General features: G+C 40.4%; 23 protein-coding genes, 1 tRNA gene and 1 other RNA gene. 23 read left to right on the forward strand and 2 right to left on the reverse strand.

Features of this window, described 5'->3' with window-relative positions:
* Positions 1-34: 34 nt before the first annotated feature.
* Complete coding sequence (locus tag MKL62_RS02150; protein ID WP_000343018.1) at positions 35-1,243, reverse strand: IS256-like element ISAba26 family transposase; 1,209 nt, start codon at positions 1,241-1,243, stop codon at positions 35-37.
* Between the two features lie 268 nt (positions 1,244-1,511).
* On the opposite strand from MKL62_RS02150, the gene MKL62_RS02155 reads away from it, so the two are divergent.
* From MKL62_RS02155 to MKL62_RS02240, 18 genes are all read left to right on the forward strand, one after another.
* Positions 1,512-2,744 (forward strand): P22 phage major capsid protein family protein, encoded by a 1,233-nt coding sequence (locus MKL62_RS02155; protein WP_250176160.1) that lies wholly within the window; start codon positions 1,512-1,514, stop codon positions 2,742-2,744.
* Positions 2,745-2,783: 39 nt separating this feature from the next.
* Positions 2,784-3,272, forward strand: coding sequence for a hypothetical protein (locus MKL62_RS02160; RefSeq protein WP_270899741.1), 489 nt, complete (start codon positions 2,784-2,786; stop codon positions 3,270-3,272).
* A gap of 3 nt (positions 3,273-3,275) precedes the next feature.
* Entirely contained in the window at positions 3,276-3,911 is a 636-nt protein-coding gene (locus MKL62_RS02165; protein WP_270899742.1) for a hypothetical protein, read from the forward strand.
* Complete coding sequence (locus tag MKL62_RS02170; RefSeq protein WP_270899743.1) at positions 3,874-5,289, forward strand: packaged DNA stabilization protein; 1,416 nt, start codon at positions 3,874-3,876, stop codon at positions 5,287-5,289. The genes MKL62_RS02165 and MKL62_RS02170 overlap by 38 nt, the downstream gene beginning before the upstream one ends.
* A 2-nt stretch (positions 5,290-5,291) precedes the next feature.
* Positions 5,292-5,690: a hypothetical protein gene (locus tag MKL62_RS02175; RefSeq protein WP_270899744.1), complete on the forward strand. Its 399-nt coding sequence runs from the start codon at positions 5,292-5,294 to the stop codon at positions 5,688-5,690.
* Positions 5,677-6,009, forward strand: a complete 333-nt coding sequence (locus tag MKL62_RS02180; protein WP_050676828.1) for a hypothetical protein — start codon at positions 5,677-5,679, stop codon at positions 6,007-6,009. The genes MKL62_RS02175 and MKL62_RS02180 overlap by 14 nt, the downstream gene beginning before the upstream one ends.
* Positions 6,006-6,452 carry a GNAT family N-acetyltransferase gene (locus tag MKL62_RS02185; RefSeq protein ID WP_086249678.1) on the forward strand — a complete coding sequence of 149 codons (447 nt, stop codon included), beginning with the start codon at positions 6,006-6,008 and terminating at the stop codon, positions 6,450-6,452. The genes MKL62_RS02180 and MKL62_RS02185 overlap by 4 nt, the downstream gene beginning before the upstream one ends.
* Positions 6,449-7,099: a P22-gp17 family phage DNA ejection protein gene (locus tag MKL62_RS02190; RefSeq protein WP_223028455.1), complete on the forward strand. Its 651-nt coding sequence runs from the start codon at positions 6,449-6,451 to the stop codon at positions 7,097-7,099. Before MKL62_RS02185 ends, MKL62_RS02190 begins: the two co-directional genes overlap by 4 nt.
* A 10-nt stretch (positions 7,100-7,109) precedes the next feature.
* Positions 7,110-8,429: a hypothetical protein gene (locus MKL62_RS02195; RefSeq protein WP_270899745.1), complete on the forward strand. Its 1,320-nt coding sequence runs from the start codon at positions 7,110-7,112 to the stop codon at positions 8,427-8,429.
* A gap of 37 nt (positions 8,430-8,466) precedes the next feature.
* Positions 8,467-8,718, forward strand: coding sequence for a kynureninase (locus tag MKL62_RS02200; RefSeq protein WP_125510146.1), 252 nt, complete (start codon positions 8,467-8,469; stop codon positions 8,716-8,718).
* A gap of 142 nt (positions 8,719-8,860) precedes the next feature.
* Positions 8,861-9,019, forward strand: a complete 159-nt coding sequence (locus tag MKL62_RS02205) for a hypothetical protein (RefSeq protein ID WP_004888418.1) — start codon at positions 8,861-8,863, stop codon at positions 9,017-9,019.
* 149 nt (positions 9,020-9,168) lie between these two features.
* Positions 9,169-9,795 carry a glycoside hydrolase family 24 protein gene (locus MKL62_RS02210; protein ID WP_270899746.1) on the forward strand — a complete coding sequence of 209 codons (627 nt, stop codon included), beginning with the start codon at positions 9,169-9,171 and terminating at the stop codon, positions 9,793-9,795.
* A gap of 1 nt (position 9,796) precedes the next feature.
* On the forward strand, positions 9,797-12,016 hold the full coding sequence (locus MKL62_RS02215) for a hypothetical protein (protein ID WP_270899747.1): 2,220 nt from the start codon (positions 9,797-9,799) through the stop codon (positions 12,014-12,016).
* A gap of 58 nt (positions 12,017-12,074) precedes the next feature.
* Positions 12,075-14,336, forward strand: a complete 2,262-nt coding sequence (locus MKL62_RS02220) for a putative phage tail protein (protein WP_270899748.1) — start codon at positions 12,075-12,077, stop codon at positions 14,334-14,336.
* 75 nt (positions 14,337-14,411) lie between these two features.
* Positions 14,412-14,768 carry a hypothetical protein gene (locus MKL62_RS02225; RefSeq protein WP_000138206.1) on the forward strand — a complete coding sequence of 119 codons (357 nt, stop codon included), beginning with the start codon at positions 14,412-14,414 and terminating at the stop codon, positions 14,766-14,768.
* Entirely contained in the window at positions 14,765-14,983 is a 219-nt protein-coding gene (locus MKL62_RS02230; protein ID WP_001083663.1) for a hypothetical protein, read from the forward strand. Before MKL62_RS02225 ends, MKL62_RS02230 begins: the two co-directional genes overlap by 4 nt.
* Positions 14,973-15,527, forward strand: coding sequence for a lysozyme (locus tag MKL62_RS02235; protein ID WP_270899749.1), 555 nt, complete (start codon positions 14,973-14,975; stop codon positions 15,525-15,527). Before MKL62_RS02230 ends, MKL62_RS02235 begins: the two co-directional genes overlap by 11 nt.
* Before the next feature lie 124 nt (positions 15,528-15,651).
* A complete protein-coding gene (locus tag MKL62_RS02240; protein WP_000084537.1) occupies positions 15,652-15,846 on the forward strand; it encodes a hypothetical protein in 195 nt (64 codons plus the stop codon).
* Here MKL62_RS02240 and MKL62_RS02245 read toward each other — a convergent pair.
* Positions 15,843-17,057 (reverse strand): tyrosine-type recombinase/integrase, encoded by a 1,215-nt coding sequence (locus MKL62_RS02245; RefSeq protein ID WP_096877472.1) that lies wholly within the window; start codon positions 17,055-17,057, stop codon positions 15,843-15,845. The two genes, MKL62_RS02240 and MKL62_RS02245, sit on opposite strands and share 4 nt — an antisense overlap.
* A gap of 321 nt (positions 17,058-17,378) precedes the next feature.
* Here MKL62_RS02245 and coaD point away from each other — a divergent pair, with 321 nt between their 5' ends.
* The 5 genes from coaD (at position 17,379) to MKL62_RS02270 (ending at position 19,992) form a co-directional block, all read left to right on the forward strand.
* Positions 17,379-17,870, forward strand: a complete 492-nt coding sequence (gene coaD, locus MKL62_RS02250) for a pantetheine-phosphate adenylyltransferase (protein ID WP_000047853.1) — start codon at positions 17,379-17,381, stop codon at positions 17,868-17,870.
* 1 nt (position 17,871) lies between these two features.
* Positions 17,872-18,135 (forward strand): YfhL family 4Fe-4S dicluster ferredoxin, encoded by a 264-nt coding sequence (locus tag MKL62_RS02255; RefSeq protein ID WP_001979799.1) that lies wholly within the window; start codon positions 17,872-17,874, stop codon positions 18,133-18,135.
* 27 nt (positions 18,136-18,162) lie between these two features.
* Positions 18,163-18,517: RNase P RNA component class A (gene rnpB / locus MKL62_RS02260), an RNA gene on the forward strand.
* 64 nt (positions 18,518-18,581) lie between these two features.
* Positions 18,582-18,658: transfer RNA gene (locus MKL62_RS02265), tRNA-Met, on the forward strand.
* Between the two features lie 149 nt (positions 18,659-18,807).
* Positions 18,808-19,992 carry a porin gene (locus MKL62_RS02270; RefSeq protein ID WP_005129461.1) on the forward strand — a complete coding sequence of 395 codons (1,185 nt, stop codon included), beginning with the start codon at positions 18,808-18,810 and terminating at the stop codon, positions 19,990-19,992.
* Positions 19,993-20,012 lie beyond the last annotated feature (20 nt).

The following is a 20,012-nucleotide window of genomic DNA, read 5'->3' on the forward strand; positions in this document are numbered from 1 at the left end:
GAGCCTGTAAATTATTTTGTGTAAGTTCCATTTTTTATAAATGATCTTTTAATCGATCATCGAACTGAATCGTAAACCAATTCATTGCTAAACGCCAATTTTGAATTGGCATCGTCCATTTCTTCGCAGCATTTGATGTTGCTAAGTAAATGACCTTCTTTACTGAGTCATCAGATGAAAAGATTTTCCTTTTCTTCGTTGAATGGCGTATTACGCTATTCAACGACTCAATCGCATTTGTTGTATAAATTGCATGACGTATTTCGGCTGGATAGCTAAAGATCGTTCGGATATTTTCCCAATTGGCCCGCCAGGATTCTCCAATTTTGGGATACTGGTGATTCCATTGATCACAGAAGATGTCTAGGGATTTTAAAGCATTTTCCTCTGTACTTGCCTGATAAATCGCTTTCAGACCCGACGTAACAGCTTTGTAGTCTTTCCAGCTTACAAATCTCAGGCTATTGCGTACAACATGCACGATACACAGTTGAATATCAGTATGAGGGTAAACAGAGGCTATCGCGTCAGGGAAGCCTTTTAATCCATCTACACAGGCAACAAGAATGTCCTGTACTCCTCGATTTTTTAGCTCTGTCATGACTGACAGCCAGAATTTGGCACCTTCTGTCTGAGCAATCCACATACCCAGTAATTCTTTTTGCCCATCCATATTGATGCCTAAAGCAAGGTATACGGACTTGTTAATCACATTGGAGTGCTGACGGACTTTGACAACAATACAGTCAAGATAGACAACAGGATAAAGGCTATCTAAGGCTCTATTTTGCCACTCAGTCACTTGCTCAATCACAGCATCGGTAACTTTGCTGATGAGAGATGCTGACACATCGGCATCGTACATTTCTTTGAAGAAGGCTACAATTTCCCTATTAGTCATTCCTTTTGCATACAGTGAGAGGATTTGGTCATCCATACTGGTGATGCGTGTTTGGTGCTTTTTGATAATTTGTGGCTCAAATGAACCTTCTCGATCACGGGGAATATCTAAAGCCAGTTGTCCATCTTGAGTTGTAATGGTTTTAGAACTAAACCCATTACGGCTATTTGAGCCTTTCTTGGGCTGATGCTTTTCATAACCGAGATGGTCTGAAAGTTCAGTATTGAGTGCAGTTTCAATCATGAATTTTTTAAAGACTGCTGTCATTTGGTTTAAGTCTTCTGGTGTTTTTAGACCTTTAGCCAATTCGGCAGCCATACTTTTGATTGTTGCTTCATCCATGTGAAGTACCTTTTGTAATTATCCTCTGAAGGATAAATGAAAATTAAGTACTTACACAAAATTTAGAACAGTCCCAACTCGTATGAACCCTTATCAAGCTGCAATGAAAATCGGGCAAATCATTGGTTCTCAAAAACCTGCACCAAAGGCTCCAAAAGTTCCTAATGCTCCAAAACCAATTAATCCTACGTCTGCTAATGCGCCTGTCAAACGTGACATGGACAAGATGTCAGATAACGAATTCCTTAAATCACGGGGTTTATAATTTATGTCAAACAACATTTTAACGCATGCAAAGATTGCCAAAGAAGCTGCTGCAATGCTATTGGAAAAGTCTATCTTTATCCGTTCTATCAGTCGTAGCCGCGAAAAAGAATTTGCAAAAGAACTCGATGGTTACAAAATTGGTAACTCAGTAAAAATTAAAATTCCACCAGTGCCTGTGGTAACTGATGGCAATGTCTTAAATCCAGATCATCAAAGCATTAACGCGCAGGAAGAAGAAGTAGTTCTTACTGTAGATACTCATAAGCATGTCGGCTTAAAGTTCGGTGTTTATGAGCGTGAGCTTGACATTGCTGACTATAAAGAACGCTTCTTAAAGCCAGCAGTAAACTCGTTAGCATCAGTGGTTGATGCAGACATTCTTAAGCGAGCTATTAACACTGTTAACAACTTTACGCTTCAGACAAATTCAGAACCACATCCTTTAGCTGCATTTGGCCGTGTGCGCGGTATGATGAACCGAGCGTTATCGCCAGATACTGACCGCAAAGCTTTACTGTCAAGCGACTTCACAAATACTCTTGTAGATAACAGCGGGACTTTATTTAATCCAAATGCTGAAATTGCTAAACAGTATAAAGAAGGCTATGTAGGTCGTGCTCGTGGCTTTGATTTCTTTGAATCAGAACATATCTGGACCTTAACCAATGGTAGCAAAGTAACGGGTATTACTGTTAATGGTGCCGGGCAATCAGGTGGCCTGTTGGCAATTGGTGGGCTTACTGCTGGGGATACTATTAAAGCAGGTCAGGTATTTACAATTGCTGGTGTAAATATGATTCATCCACTTACTCGTCAAACCTATGGGAAGCCAATGCAATTTGTTGTCCTTGAAGACTTCACTGCGGCTGGTGCTACTGGGGCAATCAAAATTTACCCTGAAATTAAACCAAACATGATTGGTTCAGTCTTAGCGGCAAACGCCAACGTAACTGATCGTCCAGATAATTCAGCAGCTTTAACATTCGTTGGTGCTGCAGGTGCAGTTGTAGATCAAGCTTTATGTTTTGACCCACATGCATTTGCTGCTGCATTCGTACCGATTGGTGTAATTCCAAGTGCCGAAGGCTATATGTTCAAAGCAGACAACTTCGCTTTAACAATCCAAACAGGTGGCAACATTACCAACTTAGACACAGATACACGTCTAGATGTATTGTATGGGTTTAAAACGGTTCGTGGCAATCATGCTGGCCGTGTGGGTATTGTTCAGTAATAGACAGGGGGGCTTCGGCCCCTTCTTTTGGAGTAAAAAATGAATTATCCAAAGATGCTCTACAAGGGTGACTTAATTAAATTTGAATTCACCACAGCAGTTTCAGAAGAACATGAAGAAGAATTGAAAGCGGTAGGTTGGATCGAGCATTCAGAGCTTGGTGAACCAGAAGCTGTGAGTGAAATTAAGCATGCAGAAGTGGGGACAGATGAAAGCTTTGTTCCAGTTGAGCAATTTGATTCTTTAGCAGAAAAGCTAGCTAAAACAGAAGAACAACTTGCTACTGCAAAAGCCGAATATATTCGTCAGGTTAATGAAAAACAAACTGAGATTAACGAGCTCAAATCAGTAATTGAAAAAGGTTCAGCCGAAAATATCGAATTGCGTCGCCAACTACGTACAAAAGAGTTAGAAGGCCAATCAGCAGATGAACTTAAGGCAATCCTGAATGAGCGTGGCGTGACATTTGGTGCCCGTGACTCAAAGCCTGAATTGGTTCAACTCGTCCTAAAATCTGAGCAGGAGTAATCTATGAACGTCAGTGAGATTGTGACCGGAGCAATGAAACGTGCAAGCATTTTAGCTACAGGTGAAAATGCATCGGCACAGGATCTTGCAGACGGAATTGATGCTCTAAAAGATCTTTTAGCACAGTGGGCAACAGATAATCTTCTAGTTTACAAGGTCGAAGATTTAACCCTGAATCTCAATGGGATCTTTAAAGTTTCACCAGATCCATTAGATAGTCCGGACCTATTAGCAGCAATATCACGTATTCCCCAAATGGGGACGCTAGACAATCGGCCTGTTGAGATTGTGAGAGATCTAAATATCAGTGCTGATTATCCACAAGTTACATACAAGGTTTTAGGGCAATTATGGGAGTTTAGTGGAAAAGGTGTTCTATGCTTCAAAGCATTTACTATGCCCTTTGAACTAAGACCTCACGATGAATTAAACATTCCGCCAGTGTACGAGCGAGCTTTAAAGCTCACACTTGCAGTTGAAATCTGTCCAATGTTTGGTGTTGAGCCTCTACCGAGCTTACAGCTCAAGCAGACTGAAGCATTCAATATGCTCAAGAACAGCAACGTTACGCCATTGTATGTAAAAAACGATTTACCTGTTGGTGTGGGAGTTCAATACTGTTATGGCGAATATTATTGATGTTCCATTCGTCGGTCAGTCATATCATTTAAAAGATTGGTCAGTTGACTGCCAACGAACTTTAAACCTTTACCCTCAATCTGTTGAAAGTGGCAACGCTCCACAAGTTTCAGCATTACTACCAACCCCCGGCTTAATTGCAAAATATGAGTTGAATGGAACAGTTCGTGGGCTATACCCCATTAGCATAGGGATTTTAGCTGTTGTAGGAACACAATTATTTTTATTAGGTGAAACGGCTGAGCAAATAGGCGAAATTGCTGGTGAAAATATAGTTAGTTTTGCTGATAATAGGATCGACGTATTAATTATCGGTGAACCCGTAACTTATGCATTTAAGCAAAGCAGTAAAGAACTAAGGATAATTGCAGGTGGTGGTTTTCTTGGTGCTACAGATGTCACTTTCTTAGATTCTCGTTTCATTGTATTGAATCCCGAATCGGATCAAATCCAATGGTCAGGGCTATTGAATACTGAGTTTTCAGCTCTAGGTTACGCTACAGCAGAAGCAAGCTCTGACAAGTTGGTACGCATTTTCGCACAGAACGGTCAGTTATGGTTAGTAGGGGAAAGAACTACTGAAATTTGGCACAGTACTGGCAGCGCTGATCAACCATTCTTAAGGGTATCTGGCGCATATATCAACTGTGGTTGTATTGCAAAAAACTCTCTGGCTCAGTTCGGGACAAGCTTGATTTGGCTTTCACAAACTGATGTTGGAGATGGTCAAGTTGTTCTAACTGAAGGTTATCAAGTTAAGCGGATTTCAAACCATGCAATGGAACAAGAGTTCGCTAGTTATGAACGACTTGATGATGCAGTAGGATACTCCTATCAGCAGGAAGGTCACTCCTTTTATATGCTTTCATTCCCTACAGCTAATAAAACATGGTGTTTTGATGGTTCGACGGGAATGTGGCATGAGCGAAGCTACTACAACTTAAATTCACAACATGAGCGTCATCGTTCACAGGTTCATTGTTTTTACAAAGGGAAACATTACGTAGGCGATCACACTAATGGGATTATCTATGAGCTAAGTTTGGATGCTGAAACAGATAATGGCCACATGATCATGCGTGAGAGAACTACACCAGTAATAAATCCAAAGGGACAACGCCTCATCTTTGATGCGCTTGAAATCTTTATTCAGACTGGACAGCATGTAAACCGTGAGCCGATAGTGATGCTGGATTGGTCAGATGATCAAGGGCAAACATGGTCTTTTGATCAACAAGAGACACTTGGTAAGGTCGGGGAGTGGAAAAAGAGAGTTATCTTTCGGCGTTTAGGTCAGGCTTTTAATAGAGTTTTTCGCTTGCGGGTAACGGATTCAAGCCGACTTATAATTACTGGCGCTCAGGCTAAAGTGAGATAGCTATGGATATAACCAGATCAATTCAAATTCCAAATACACCTATGTTCAATAATGGTGTTATGGATCAAGCTTGGTACATGTTTTTCAATGCACTAAGTCTAAATGCAAGCAAAGGAGAGGAAATTGATACAGGTCAACTACTCCAACTATCTAGCCAATTGCCTGCAATAACAATAACAAATGGAATTCTATCTGATATTGATGACTTGCAGCGGAGTTTTCCTATAAGTCCAACTGTCCAAAATGAAGATATTCAACCGATGCCACCTGCATCGGTTTTTTATTTCGAGCAAGAAACCATTTTCCCAACATCATCAATCTGTTGTGATGACAAGATTTATCCCTTGCCAACGGTACAGATCACTAATGACATGCAGGTAATTATCAATGGCAATGATTAACTACACTCAAGCTGTAATTCCTCAAACATTGCCAGCAGGTGATTTTGAGGCATATACAGTGCCAACAAAAACTGTCACACAGGTTCGCGCTGCAACATTTTACAATAAATCAGCATCACCAATTACCCTCAAAGTTTCAGTGGTTCCTAGTGGTGCAACCTTAGGTGCACAACATCAAGTCGCACAGAAGAATATTCCTGCAGGAAGTTCTTATTTAAATCCTGAAATTATTAACCATGTGCTTAAAGCTGGTGACAAGCTTTATATCAGTGGGGAAGGATTAAATGCTTATGTTTCTGTCATGGAACAAGTCCTATGATTACCGTAAGGCGCGAAAAGTGGATTGATTGTATAGATCAGATAATGCCGCTTTGCCAGATGGTTCATGAACTTGTTGAAAAGGATATTTATGGATTGCCGTTAGACTTTGATGCAACGCTATATCAACAATCAGAAGATTTTGATGAATTTCACTGTCTGGTTATGCGTGAAAATGGCCGTCCTATTGGGTTTCATTGGATGGTGATGTATCAACTCGCTAGATTCAAAGGTAAAAAACAGGCTGGTACAGATGCAATATTTGTACATCCAGAGCATCGTCAACACTCAATGAAGTTGATTGAGTTTAGCGAGAAATATGCAAAAGACCATGGTTGCACAACATGGGCAATTGCAACACTTGATCCTGAATATCGTGGGCTTTTGTGGGAACGCAAAGGCTTTAAGAAAGCAGAAACTATTTTTATAAAGGTGATGACATGAGTGGTGTTATCGGTGCAATCACCGGATCAAACAAACAGGCAAAAGCTGCACAGCAAGCAGCAAATCAGCAGTATGAAGCAACCAAGTATGCTTCTGATCAGCAACGTGAAATGTTTGATGAATTGCGTAAGGACCAACAGCCATATATGCAGGCAGGTTCTGATGCACTCAAGCAGTTGATGGGCGGAATGGGTGCTGATGGGCGCTTTATGCAGACATTCAACGGTCAGGATATTTACAATGATCCAAGCTATAAATTTCGCTTGAATCAGGGGTTAGATGCTGTACAGAGTGGAGCCGCTGCACAAGGTGGTTTATTAAGTGGTGCAACTCAAAAAGCACTTAATAACTATGCCCAAGACTTTGCTAGTCAAGAATATCAAAACGCCTACAACCGATTTAATGCTGACCAGACCAACCAATATAATCGCTTATCTAATCTTGTAGGTTTAGGGCAAAGTGCTGCCGCAGGTGTTGGTAATGCTGGTATGCAGACAAGCCAAGCGATAGCAAACAACACTATGGCTGGGGCTAATGCTCAAGCTGCCGGAACAATAGCAGCAGGTAACAAGAATGCCAATAACTTCCAGACCCTATTGGGGCTTGCCAATACAGCCGCTAAGTTTTATACGGGCGGGATGATCTAAGGAGTGCATTATGATTGATCCAAGTATCATTACGCGCGGAGCTGAACGTGCTCAACTGCAACAACAGCAAAATATGGAAATGCTTGGCAATCTTGGTGGGGCATTAGGGCAAATGGTTCTAGGCCGTCGAATTAATCAAATGCGACAACTTGGGACCCCTGATGAGCAAAAAGCTTTTGCCAATAATTCTATCTTTTCCCCTCAGTTAAATCAGGTTCTTAAGAGTGATCAAGTAACAGCACAAAAAAATGCTATTGATTTACTTAAGGCCCAAGCGGAAATAGGCAAAACTAACAGTGAAGCAACTAAAAATAATGCTCAAGCTGGTGGCTACACTTTAGATAATTCGCAGAAGAAGTTTGGAGCTATTCAGGGGGTATTTCAACAAGCAGCATTGACGGGAGATAAAGGTCAATTATTACTTGGTTTTGATGCATTAAATAGGACAGGAATGATTACTCCTGATGACTATAAACATAATTCTGCCATTGTCCAAGCAATGTCACCAGAAGAGGTGAAAAAGTTTGCAATGGGTATTGCCCTTACAAATAAAGATACAGCTCCATTCTTGTACCAAACCAAAAACAATGAAGCAGACAATGCTACATCCGTTGCTAACAATATCCGCACAACTGATGCGTCACGTTATGCGACTGATACTGCAGCAGCTACGGCAGATAAAAACCGTACTCAAGATGCTCAACAGTTCAGTCAGAAGCAGCAACTGGATGAATGGCTGGCGAAGAACAAGCCTATTGGAACAGAGATGGGGAACGATGGTTATATGTATGCCATTTATCCGGGTGGTAAAGGCGTAAGAATATCAGATGAGAGAGGAACCCCTATTCAAGCACAGCCAAAAGGGGCTAATAGTACTGTTGCTTCTCAGAATGAGGAAAAGCAACGGATTAGCAGAGTTAATGCTGTGCTCGATGAGATTCAAGGAATCTTGCCGCAAGCTACAGCGAGCTATGCAGGTCGAGGTATTGATCTGTTAGCGCGTGGAGTTGGCTTAGCAACTCCGGGTGATGTAGCAACTGGTAAGCTTGGAACATTAGGCGGTCAATTAGTAGCTCTTATGCCGAAAATGTCAGGCCCTCAATCTGATAAGGACGTTGCAATGTACAAGCAAATGGCTGGTCAGTTAGATGATCCAACCATTCCACTGCAGGTTAGACAGGCGGCATTAGAGACTATTCGCAGCTTGAATAACAAGTATGCTGAGATGAACACCCAAAAGGCAGCTACTGTGCCTTATCGAAATGATGGATCAGGCAACACACAGCCGCAAAACCAAGCAAAATTGAACAATATTCTGTTTGGCCGATAAGTGTGCTATAAATTCCCTCATCAAGGTGGGGGTCTTTATGAAAAATATTCTTCTAATTATATTTGTTGTTATGTTGTCTGCTTGTAGTAAGCCAAATAGTAAACCTGTTTATGGAGACACTGGTCTTCCAAAAAACTGTCGCGCCATTGTTAAGGCTAACATTGAAGAGTATAGAAAAATTAGAGCATCTCAAGAAGACTATGTTGACCAGATGATCAGTATTGATGGAGTAATGAGTTCATTAGACCGTAATTGTGGGGAAAATGGATACTCATGGGAATACAATTAAACTTTTTCAGCTGCAAACGCACTTAATTTTTAAACAGACTGCCTAAAGGCAGTTTTTTAATACCCAAAACAAAACCCCGATGTTGACGCATCGGGGTTTTTTTACAACTTAACCAGAGCAAGATTAAGGAGAAATACAATCTATGCCTGAAATTATAGCAGTAATTCTGCAAAAAGTAGAGGTAATTATGAAAGAACATGGCTACTGGAAGGTAACAGGATCTGTCTTACTAGGCATTTTGATATGGCAGTTTTCAAACATTCTTAATGCAACTGCAAAATTGATTGAGGTCATTCGATGAAAGAAAAATATTATTGGTGGGATATATTTAAGTCATCTTTCATAATTTCCATACCAATATTAATCTGGAAGCTTCCAGAAATCATTGCAGCGATTAAAACCTAAAGCCAACCTACAAATGGTCGGTTTTTTATTGCCTGAGGGAAAGATATGGCTACATCACAGCAACTTATGCAATTAATGAACAATCCTAATGCAAGAAAAATGCTTGATTTGATTGCAGCAGCAGAGGGTGTGAAGTATGGCTATAACACCCTGTTTGGTAATCAGCGTATAGATAATTTGTCTGCACATCCAAATATTAAGAAGCCATTTAAGCAAACGGATGGGCAGGTCAAGTATACAACTGCCGCAGGTCGGTATCAGTTTTTAAAGGACACTTGGGATGGTCTAGCAAGACAATATGGAATTAAGGATTTTTCCCCTCAATCTCAGGACTTTGGAGCACTAGCCTTACTGGCACAAAATGGCGCATTACCTTATGTCTTAAAAGGTGATTTCAATACTGCTATAAGGAAATCAGGTAGTACTTGGGCATCTCTTCCAACGTCACCATATGCGCAAAATAAACGCTCTTGGGATTTTATTGATAAGCAACTTGGTTCAACTACAACCAGACCGCAATCATTTGAACCAGAGTTTATAGATTTAAAAAAAGTTGGAATAGGGCAAAACTTCCAACCGAAAATGGTTGATCTTGCTAGCGTTGGAATTGGGACAAAATCTGATTTTCAGCCTGAATTTGTGGATTTAAAGTCAGTTGGAATAGGTGTTTAAAATGGCTAGTCAAAATGATATTTCAGCCCGTATTGCGACTGCAAAAAAAGAAGGCTTCACAGATGAGCAAATTTACTCAAGCCTAGCTTCTAATGCTGGCTTTGGTAAACGAATTACGATGGCAAAAAAAGAGGGCTATTCTGATAGTGATATAGCTAAAACTCTTGGGCTTAATCTTCAAAAAGATCTAGGTGTTCAACAGCCTATTAAAGTGTCTGCAACTCGACAACCTTTTGATTGGCAAGCAGCACAACAGAAGTCCATGCAAGAACAAGCTAAAGCCGCAGGGCCTACAAAGTTATGGGAATCTGCATTGCTTGGTGCTTCTGATCTTGGTGCTGGGGTAGTGCAAGGTTTTGCTTATGCAGGTGATAAGTTAGGGCAAGGCCTAAACGCTGCATTAGGCACAAACTTCGATACCAGCGCTTATGATCGGTTCACAAATCAACGTAAGGACATTCAAGACTTTCACCAAGCAAGACGACAACAGGCTGGGCAAGGTTATGATGTTGCACGATTAGGCGGTCAGATTGCTGCTACTGCTCCATTAGGTGCACTTGGTCGAGGTTATCAAGGTGCAGGGATTCTCTCAAAAGCTGGTGCAGGTGTTGCAGCACAGAATGCGGCGGTAGGTGCAGCTATTGGAGGTGCAGGTTTTGCTGAGAATGGCAAGCAGCGTCTAGAAAATGCAGCATTAGGTGGTATCGGTGGCGCAGCAGGTGCAGCTATTGGTGAAAAGGTTGGGCAGGGTATTTCTAAGGTCGCAAGATCAGTAAAAAATACAGGTTCACGAGCTGCTCAACAAACAGCACAAGCCATTGATAAGAATCTTGACGATGCTCTACGTCAGCAGGGTATGTCACTAGGGGATTTGTCGGATGATGTTGTAAACGGTTTGCGCAAAGAAGCACGCGATGCATTAAAAGCAGGAAAGAACCTAAATCCTGAAGCAGTTGCTCGAAAAGCTGTTTTAGATCATTTAGGTTTAAAGGGGACTAAGGCTCAAGTTACAGGAAATGCAATAGATTGGCAAAAACAGGCTGAACTTGCAAAACTTTCAGGAGCTGGTGACCAGCTTAGAGGCAAGTTAATTGATGACAATCTGCAACTCCAAAATCTATTAAATCAGGCTGCCGAGCGTACAGGTGGTAATGCCACAGATCAATTTGGAGCAATGCAAAGTGCTATTAGCTCTTTGAATTCTCAACTTAATCAAAACAAGCAATTCATAGGTGCCGCATATGACGCTGCAAGAAAAGCAGCAGGTAACGATGTAGTGATTGATGGGCGTGGATTTGCAAATGATGCTTTCACTGCTCTGGATCAAAATTATGCCCTCTCAAGTCTGCCAGCAAGTGTTCAAAAGATCATAAAAGACGTGGCAGACAACCCAGATAAATTCACTTTAGGTAAATCAGAAGAACTGATTAAAATCCTGAATCGTGAATACAAGTCATCGTTGCAGATGGGGCAACCGACAAGTTCAACATATTCAATTGGGCTAGTCCGTGATGCCTTGAACAAGCGCCAAGCTGAAGCAATGGAAGGGTTATTAACAACTGGCAATGATGCGGCACAAGCCTATCAGTTTGCAAGGCAAGCAAATCAATTCAATGCAAATCAGATTGAAGGAATGCCTTTACTGCAAGATGTGCGAAAGGGGGGTGAGCCAGACAAGCTGTTCAATAAACACATCTTAAATGGAAATGTTAATGAGCTTGATAGAACAATTGAGCTACTCAACAATGTTAATCCTCAAGCTGTTAATGATATTAAGCAGCAAGTAGTTCAATTCATTTCGGGTAAAGCAATTAACCAGAATGGTCAATTTAGCCCAGCAGGAATGAAGCGCGCTTTAGATGCTATCGGTGATCGACGACTAGCTACAATGTTCTCGCCTGATGAACTTAAGAACCTTAAGGATATTGGAAAAGCTGGGCAGTATTTAGTTACTCAACCACCTCATTCTTATGTGAATAACTCAAATACATCAGCAGCATTAATGAACTATTTTGGCGGACTTATAAATAAACCGGGTGTTCGCGTTCTTTTAGCTCCTGTAAAAGATATTGCGGACAATCGGTCTGTTAACAAGGCACTACGTCCAGATATTACTGGCGCACCAATTGCCCCTACGCCACCATCCCCGCAAAAACAATCGCTAATTGATCGGCTAGTACAGGCTGGATTAATTAGTGGAGCTTCTGCTACTACCCAATAAACCAAACATCAATACATTGCCACCTAAAAAGGTGGCTTTTTTATTGCGAGAAAGAAATATGGCATCACTACTTTCTGCCGTACGAACCCGCTTTTTTGACAAAAGCAACAAGCCTCTTGCTGGCGGGAAGGTGTATACCTATGAGGCTAATTCTACTGATCCAAAGCTTACTTGGTCTGATACAGATTTAACTATACCAAATACGAACCCCGTACTACTTGATATGGAGGGGACGGCTTATGTGTATCTGGATGGTAATTACCGAATTCGGGTTGAAGATAGCTATGGCGTAGTTATTGAGGACAACCCGTTTGTACAAAGCTTCTTCTCAAAGTTAGGATTGCCTGTAGATTTTGTTGTAGATGGCACAGAAACACAAAAACAAATTAATGATAAAACGGTTCAGTTCGTAAATACCGTTTCTCAACTTGAGACTTTTAAGGCTCGTAAGGATGGGCAGATTGTGATTGCGAAATCATATAATTCTGCTAATAGAGAGGGTGGTGGGAAATTTGTCTTTAAAGCAGGAGATACTACACCTGCTAATAATGTTAGTGTAATTATGGGAATTGGGGGGAGATGGCTTCGCTATAACTGGAAAAGTCCCGATATATATGATGCAGGAATTGATGGATCTGAAACTGATGTAACTGCCCGCTTTCAAGCATTAGTAGATGCTGCAACGACGTTAAACCTGTCAGTCAATCTTCGCGGTAAAACTGTGAAAGTGACTCAGTTGGATATTCCAGACAATATGCACTTATTTAATGGGAGCATAGATGTAACTTCAAGTGTATGGCAAAACACATACGGTCGTGCTGCCTTGATGCTTAAAAATACTAACCGGAACGCAGCTGGTGTTGATTATGAGGTACAAGCCAATTATTTAGCATTAGCTGAAGCAAAAAACATAAAGTTCGTAAACATTAACTTTAAAGCTGATAGTTTTGCGGGAATATTCTACAAGTTTGATGGACTACAGTTTATTAACTGTACTGGAAACTGGAATATTCACAATCTGTTTAAGTTTGTTGGTGGTTGGAATGGTACAACATTAATTAATGATACTCCTACTTCATACAATCTTGTAGATCCGATTAATGGGCGTTGTAAAAACATCCTAATCAAGGATTCAAAATGGTATGGCGGTTACACTAATAAAGAGTATTCAAGTCCATTCAGATTTATTGCCTGCGGTGATGTTTACATTGAAGGTGGCAAGATTGATTCACCACTTGGTTATCACATTGATATGTACAATAAGGGCTTTACGCTTAATTGTGCCGATTATGTGAATACAAATGAGCAAGTTGTTCTAGATACTATTGCAGGTACCGCACATCCAGATATGCTAGCGTTATACATCGGGCAGAACTGTTACGACATCAATATTGTTGGTGGACGCTGGAAAGACTTTGCTAAGAAGGGTGTTTATATCGAGTCTAGCTCGCAAGTCACAATCGATGGTGTTGTTGCTAAATGTACCAACGCTAACAGTGTTGCTACTTTTGTAGATTTGCAGCCAAACTATAAAGACAATGCCAATACTTACTGGGGAAACGTTGCGGATATTGCAATTAAGAACTGTACGGTGAATGGCGTTAGAGTTGGTATAACCACAAGCCAATTTGGAGGTGTTCGCGCATTAAAGGCAATTCACATTGAAGATAACTTGATCATCACCAATGCAAACCTTGCGGCTATTTCAATAACGGGAACAGAAGATTACACCGTTGCGAATAACAACTGTAATGGCAGCTTGTTCTTAGGGCGCAATAATGGTGGTGGTGCGGTATCAAAGAACCGTTTTGCAAACCCATCAAACTATGCTCTATATATTGATCGACAAATGACAGGAGGAATCTTGCCATATTTGGTGAATAATGAGTTTTACGTAGACAGTGGCGATGTAATCTATAACAACGGTGGTGAAGGTAAAACTGGTCGTATTACTGGTGGTAACATCCAGTCTGGTAATGGTGGCCATATCTTTGCACTTGGAGAGGCAGCAAATATTGCATGTTATGCATTTGAAAATGGTTTAACCCAGCGCCAGATGAACTTTAGCCAGAACATTAATGTTCCAGCAAATGGAAGTACAACGTACACCAAAAACATTGCAGGTGTAAAAGAGGGTTGGACTGCTTCGATGTCTGTACATGGTATTTTAGATTTGGGTTATGACTTGAGCTTTTTGGTTTCATGTAAGTCAAATCAAATTGTTTTCAAAGTGCGGAACAATACAGGATCAGCTGTCAATTTCGATCCAAACTTACTTTTAAACTTGAACTCATTTGCAGACCAAGTATTTATCAACTAAACGCACAACAAACCACCACAAGCCCTTTGCTTCAATAGCTTAGGGCTTTTTTATTGCCGGAATTAGGGGGAAGGCATGACTGAAAATGAATCATATGGGTTGAGATTTGAAAAGAAAATCGACTCCATTCAGAGTGATATCCGCATGTTGTCAGATCATGTTACTCGACTGACTTTCATTAATGAAGCGCACAAAGAGACTAGCGAACAGAACAAAAAAGATATCGATACATTGGATATCAAAGTCGCCAATTTAGAAAACCGCACAGCAGCGCAAGATGGTGGAATTTCTGTGCTGCGTGTATTGCTGGGAATATTTGCAGGCATCGTATTTTCTTTATGTGCTTGGGTTGGTTCTTCAATTATTCAATTAAGCCAAGACCAGTCTTTAATTAAAGAGAAAGTATCACGATTGGAGAAAGCAGGACGATGAACAGTGAAAATACAAGAGCTTATCTAGCTTTCGCATTAGTGGGACTGATGTTTGTTTTAGTGATTGCTTTATTTTTTGTGGATATGCCACGTGAAAATAGCAATCTGATTAATACGGCATTGGGTTTTATTGCAGGGGCTATGACAACTGCATGCGGATTTTATTTTGGTAGCTCTGAATTAGAGAAAAAGAAAGGTGAATCCAATGACAACTAAACCATTCTTCGATGCTGCCCGAGTAATTGCAGGCGGCAAGCTTACACAGGCGCAAGTAGACGATCTAAATAAAGTGGTCGAAAAACTTGCACCAGGTGGAAAAACTACAAGTGATGTTGGTGTAGATCTAATCTCAGGATTTGAAGGCACACGCACCACTTCTTATGACGATGGTGTTGGAGTCTGGACCATTGGCACTGGCACCACAGTTTATCCAAATGGCGTGAAGGTTAAGCAAGGTGACATTTGCACACCTGAGCAAGCTAAGACTTACTTTAAGCATGACTTAGCGAAATTTGAAAAGACAGTTAATGAATCTGTAACTGTGCCCCTAAATCAAAATCAGTTTGATGCGTTGGTGTCGCTGACATACAACATTGGTTCAGGTGCATTTAAGAATTCGACTTTGTTAAAGAAACTCAACAAAGGTGATTATCAAGGCGCTGCTGACCAATTCCTTGTCTGGAACAAAGCAGGCGGTAAAGTTATGAAAGGTCTAGTTCGTCGACGAGAAGCAGAACGAGCACTCTTTTTAAAGAAGTAACTTATATGTGCAAACGTACCAAAGTTGCAACAATCATCACATTGCTGTGTTTAATCTTCTCAGGTTGCACAGCTCACACTATTAATAGTAATGTGAATGTCTCGATTTGTGTAAGGGCTTTGTGATGTCGCAAGTCATGATCATGGTTTCGGAAGCGGGAAGAATGGAGAATACTTGCAATCTACCCGCTGATTTAGATAAGAACGGGAATGTTCTTAAAATCTATGACTACTCATTAAAAGAGTTGCCGATTAATTTGGATGGAACTGTGACTTACAACGGCAAAAGATGGACCTTTGATAAGAAGCAAAACTTTTAGTCTTTCCAGCTATCTACAATATCAGCCCAGTCTTGCATCATTTTCCGTCTAGCCTCTAAGTGCTGTGAATGGTCATAAGATGCTTTTGTCTTGTTAGATTCAGCATGAGCAAGCTGTTTTTCTACCCAAGCTTCCTCATAGCCCTTTTCATATAGTAGGGTAGAAGCTGTAGCCCTAAAATCATGAGTGGTCACGCCTTTTAAGCCAATATATTCAAGCATACTGTTAAGCGTTTCTTTAGCTAACATGCCATCATTTTTCTTACTGAAAATAGCAGGGAAAACTAATTCGCTATCACCAGAGATTGTATATTGACGCTTAAGTACTTCATATACTTGGTCAGATATAGGGAGAATATGGATTCTGGATTTTTTCATTGCCTCTTCTGGAAATCTAATAAGTCGTGTATCAAACTCGACCCATTTCCATTGCATCTTTCTAATTTCAATTGCCCGAAGCATTGTATATAAGAGAATGAAGCCAGCATTCTTAACAGTCTCTGTTCCATTGTATTTAGGCAATTGAGTTCTTGCCTTTTTTCTTTCTTCTTTAGTTAAGGCTCTTGCATGTTTTACACGAGGGCGCTTGATCACATCACGTACAGCATAAGTAGGGTCGTTCTCAAGCCTTAAAGTAGCAATTGCATAACGAGTTACAGCACCAATGAATCTTCGATTTTGTAAAGCAGCAGATTCACCCGTCATTTTTCCATTGGTTTCTTTAGTAACACGATTAATCGTATTATTTAAAATCTTCAATACGTCAGCCGCAGTCACATCTTTAATATTTTTTTTGCCAATAACTGGGCATATATCTTTTTCTAAAGCAGTATCGAACTTCTCTTGATAAATTTCAGACTTCAACGTCATACGTTTTTCTTTAAATTCGGCTGCAATAGCGTTGAATGTATTTTTTCCTTCTTCTAATGCCTTGGCCTTATTATTTTGTCTATCTTCTACTGGGTGAATACCTTTGGCTAATTTTACTCGCATTTCATCCTTTAAGATTCTAGCGTCTGCCAAAGTAATAGCCGGGTATTCGCCAAGACTCATAGAAGATTCTTTACCATTAAAAACAAACTTAAACCGCCAAACTTTAGCTCCTGAAGGACGAACTTCTATGTAAAGTCTATCTGCATCCAATATTCTGTAGACTTTTTCTTTAGGTTTCAGTGCTTTAATCTTTAGGTCGGAAAGTTTTACAGAGGCCATGAGGTAAGAGTAATTAGTTCGTTACCCGCATTATTACCCGTTTTTTTGGAGGATGTAAACAAACTATAAGGAACTAATAAGAACAGCAACTTTTATAATTCAATAACTTAGCTTTAAAAAAGGAACTATAGAGAATTAAAATAAACATCGACACTTATTATTCTTTACTACTGTTGCTTTCGCCATAATTCAAACTTCCACAATTGTCCCTATTGTGCCGTAAACTGATGCCAAGGTGAAGTTTTTTCCCACATATCAATATTTCGTCTCATGTATAACTTTTGCTAAAATAGGCGCACAATACAATTAGAGTACTAGCGGATGTCTAAAACGCGTGTAATTTATCCTGGAACATTTGACCCTATCACGAATGGGCACGTTGATTTAGTTACTAGAGCATCAAGAATGTTTGATGAAGTTGTAGTAGCGATTGCAATTGGACATCATAAAAACCCTTTGTTCAGCTTAGAAGAAAGAGTTGCACTGGCGCAATCATCATTAGGCCATCTATCAAATGTTGAGTTTGTAGGTTTTGATGGTTTGTTGGTTAACTTTTTTAAAGAACAAAAGGCCACAGCAGTACTTCGTGGTTTAAGAGCAGTTTCTGACTTTGAATATGAATTTCAACTGGCCAATATGAACCGTCAGCTTGATCCACATTTCGAGGCGGTGTTTTTAACACCTTCTGAACAGTATTCTTTTATTTCTTCGACATTAATTCGAGAAATTGCTCGTTTAAAAGGAGATGTAACCAAGTTTGTTCCGCAAGCTGTGGTTGAAGCCTTTGAACGTAAACATCAACAAGGTTGGTAACGTGTCGTTATATATCACTGATGAATGCATAAACTGCGATGTTTGTGAACCAGTTTGTCCCAATGAAGCGATCTTTATGGGCGAAGTGATTTATGAAATCAATCCGGATTTATGTACAGAGTGCGTTGGTCACCATGACCAGCCACAGTGCCAATTATTTTGTCCAGTAGACTGTATTCCAAAAGATCCGCAGCATGAGGAAACGGAAGAACAGTTACTCGACAAATATAAAAGACTAATTGCTCAAAAAAGCACAAGCAATTAGTCAATAAATTTGTTAATATGCGCCCTCGAAGTGAGCCGGATGGTCGCTGCTGTGGAGGTCTCCGTGACTGAAGCAGGAGAGGAAAGTCCGGGCTTCATAGGGCAGGGTGCCAGGTAACGCCTGGGCGGTGAAAGCCGACGGAAAGTGCAGCAGAGAGTAGACCGCCTCATTCGTGAGGTAAGGGTGAAAGGGTGCGGTAAGAGCGCACCGCGTGTCTGGTAACAGTTCACGGCATGGCAAACCCCACCAGAAGCAAGACCAAATAGGAATCCTAGGTGCGGCCCGTACTGGATTCGGGTAGGTCGCTTGAGCGTATGAGTGATTGTACGCCTAGAGGAATGACCATCCTCGACAGAACCCGGCTTATAGGCTCACTTCACCTCATTTTATTGAAAATTTTTCTTGACGCGCGGTTAAGAAGCTAAGATAATGCGCGCACAGTTTACGGCTATGTAGCTCAGTTGGTTAGAGCACCGCACTCATAATGCGGGGGTCACAAGTTCAAGTCTCGTCATAGCCACCATTTTACAGACCACGCTCCTGCGTGGTCTTTTTTTATGCTTGTTTTTTTGATTAAACACAGTTTGTAAAGACCGACTTCATACTTCTGGCATTGTTTGTCTAAGCCAATTTCTTCATGTTCTTATAACACTTAACAAGGATGTTGAAGACATGAAAAGGTCATTATTATTTTTAGGAATTCTAAGTTTAACTGTTGGAGCACAAGTCTCTGCAGCTGATTTGAGTTGGGGTGATCCAACTTTAGATTCGGGTCAATTTAAAGTGTCTGGTGCAATACGTTCTCGTTATTTACATAAAGATTATGTGGTCGGGGCGAATGAAGGTTCCCAAAATGATGACTGGCGACTTACTGATATTAAATTAGTGTTGGGTTATGAAAACCCAAACTGGATTGCAGGAGCAGATGCTCGCTGTTATCAATATGATCGCTTGTGTGATGCGATTTTTCTAAAAAAAGCTTGGGTAGGGTATAAGTTATCTGACCAACAAAGAGTCACGGCAGGTTTGCAGCCTGTTGATTTTGGCTTTGGTGAATTTTGGGGAAGTAGTTATTACGAAACGCTTTTAAATACCGTTGGTTTAGAAGATATTGATAATCTGGGGATTAAATATAAATTTGCAGATGACAAATACAATTTAACCTTAGGATTCTATCCAACTGATGGAGGAAATTATAAGGGGACATCAAAAGACTCAAGCCGATATAGTGGTAATTTCGTTGAAGCTGATGATTTAACTACAGGAACCAATATTGAAGAAAAAAATATGTGGATTGCTCGAGCTTCTAGAAAATTTGAGCTTGATAAAGCTCAAAAATTTTCGACCGAGTTAGGTGGTTCAGTTTGGTATTCAGATTTAGAAAATAAAAGAACAGATGAAGATGGACACCGCAAATCATGGAATGTATTTGCTCAAACGCAATATCAAGCATGGCAATGGATGTTCTTAGCAGGTAAGCAAGATGTCACTAATGGCGATAATTTATTGCCAAATAGCTCAACCATTGGAGCATTTGATTATCCGTATCAAGTTGCTAACAAAGGCAAATATCTAGTCAATGAAATTAACTATACCTTTGCTCAGCCATTCCACAAAATTGAAAATATTAAGCCCTATATCTCTCATAGCCGCTTTTTCAAAGATGAGGATGGATATAAAGACTCTGAGCGTTTAATTGCAGGCGTTTATTTTAATTACAAAGCCATTGGTATTCAGGGTGAATATATTATGAGTAAAAATGATCCAATGGTAGGTGGTGGGGCGAATGGCCTTGCACAAGGTAGCAGTAATGATTGGGATAAACTGTTTTATCTTTCAATTGGATATTATTTCTAAAAGTTAAAAGTAAACTATTG

Origin of the sequence: Acinetobacter sp. AOR01_HL (genome assembly GCF_027855455.1) — a bacterium.
GTDB classification, from domain to species: domain Bacteria; phylum Pseudomonadota; class Gammaproteobacteria; order Pseudomonadales; family Moraxellaceae; genus Acinetobacter; species Acinetobacter baumannii.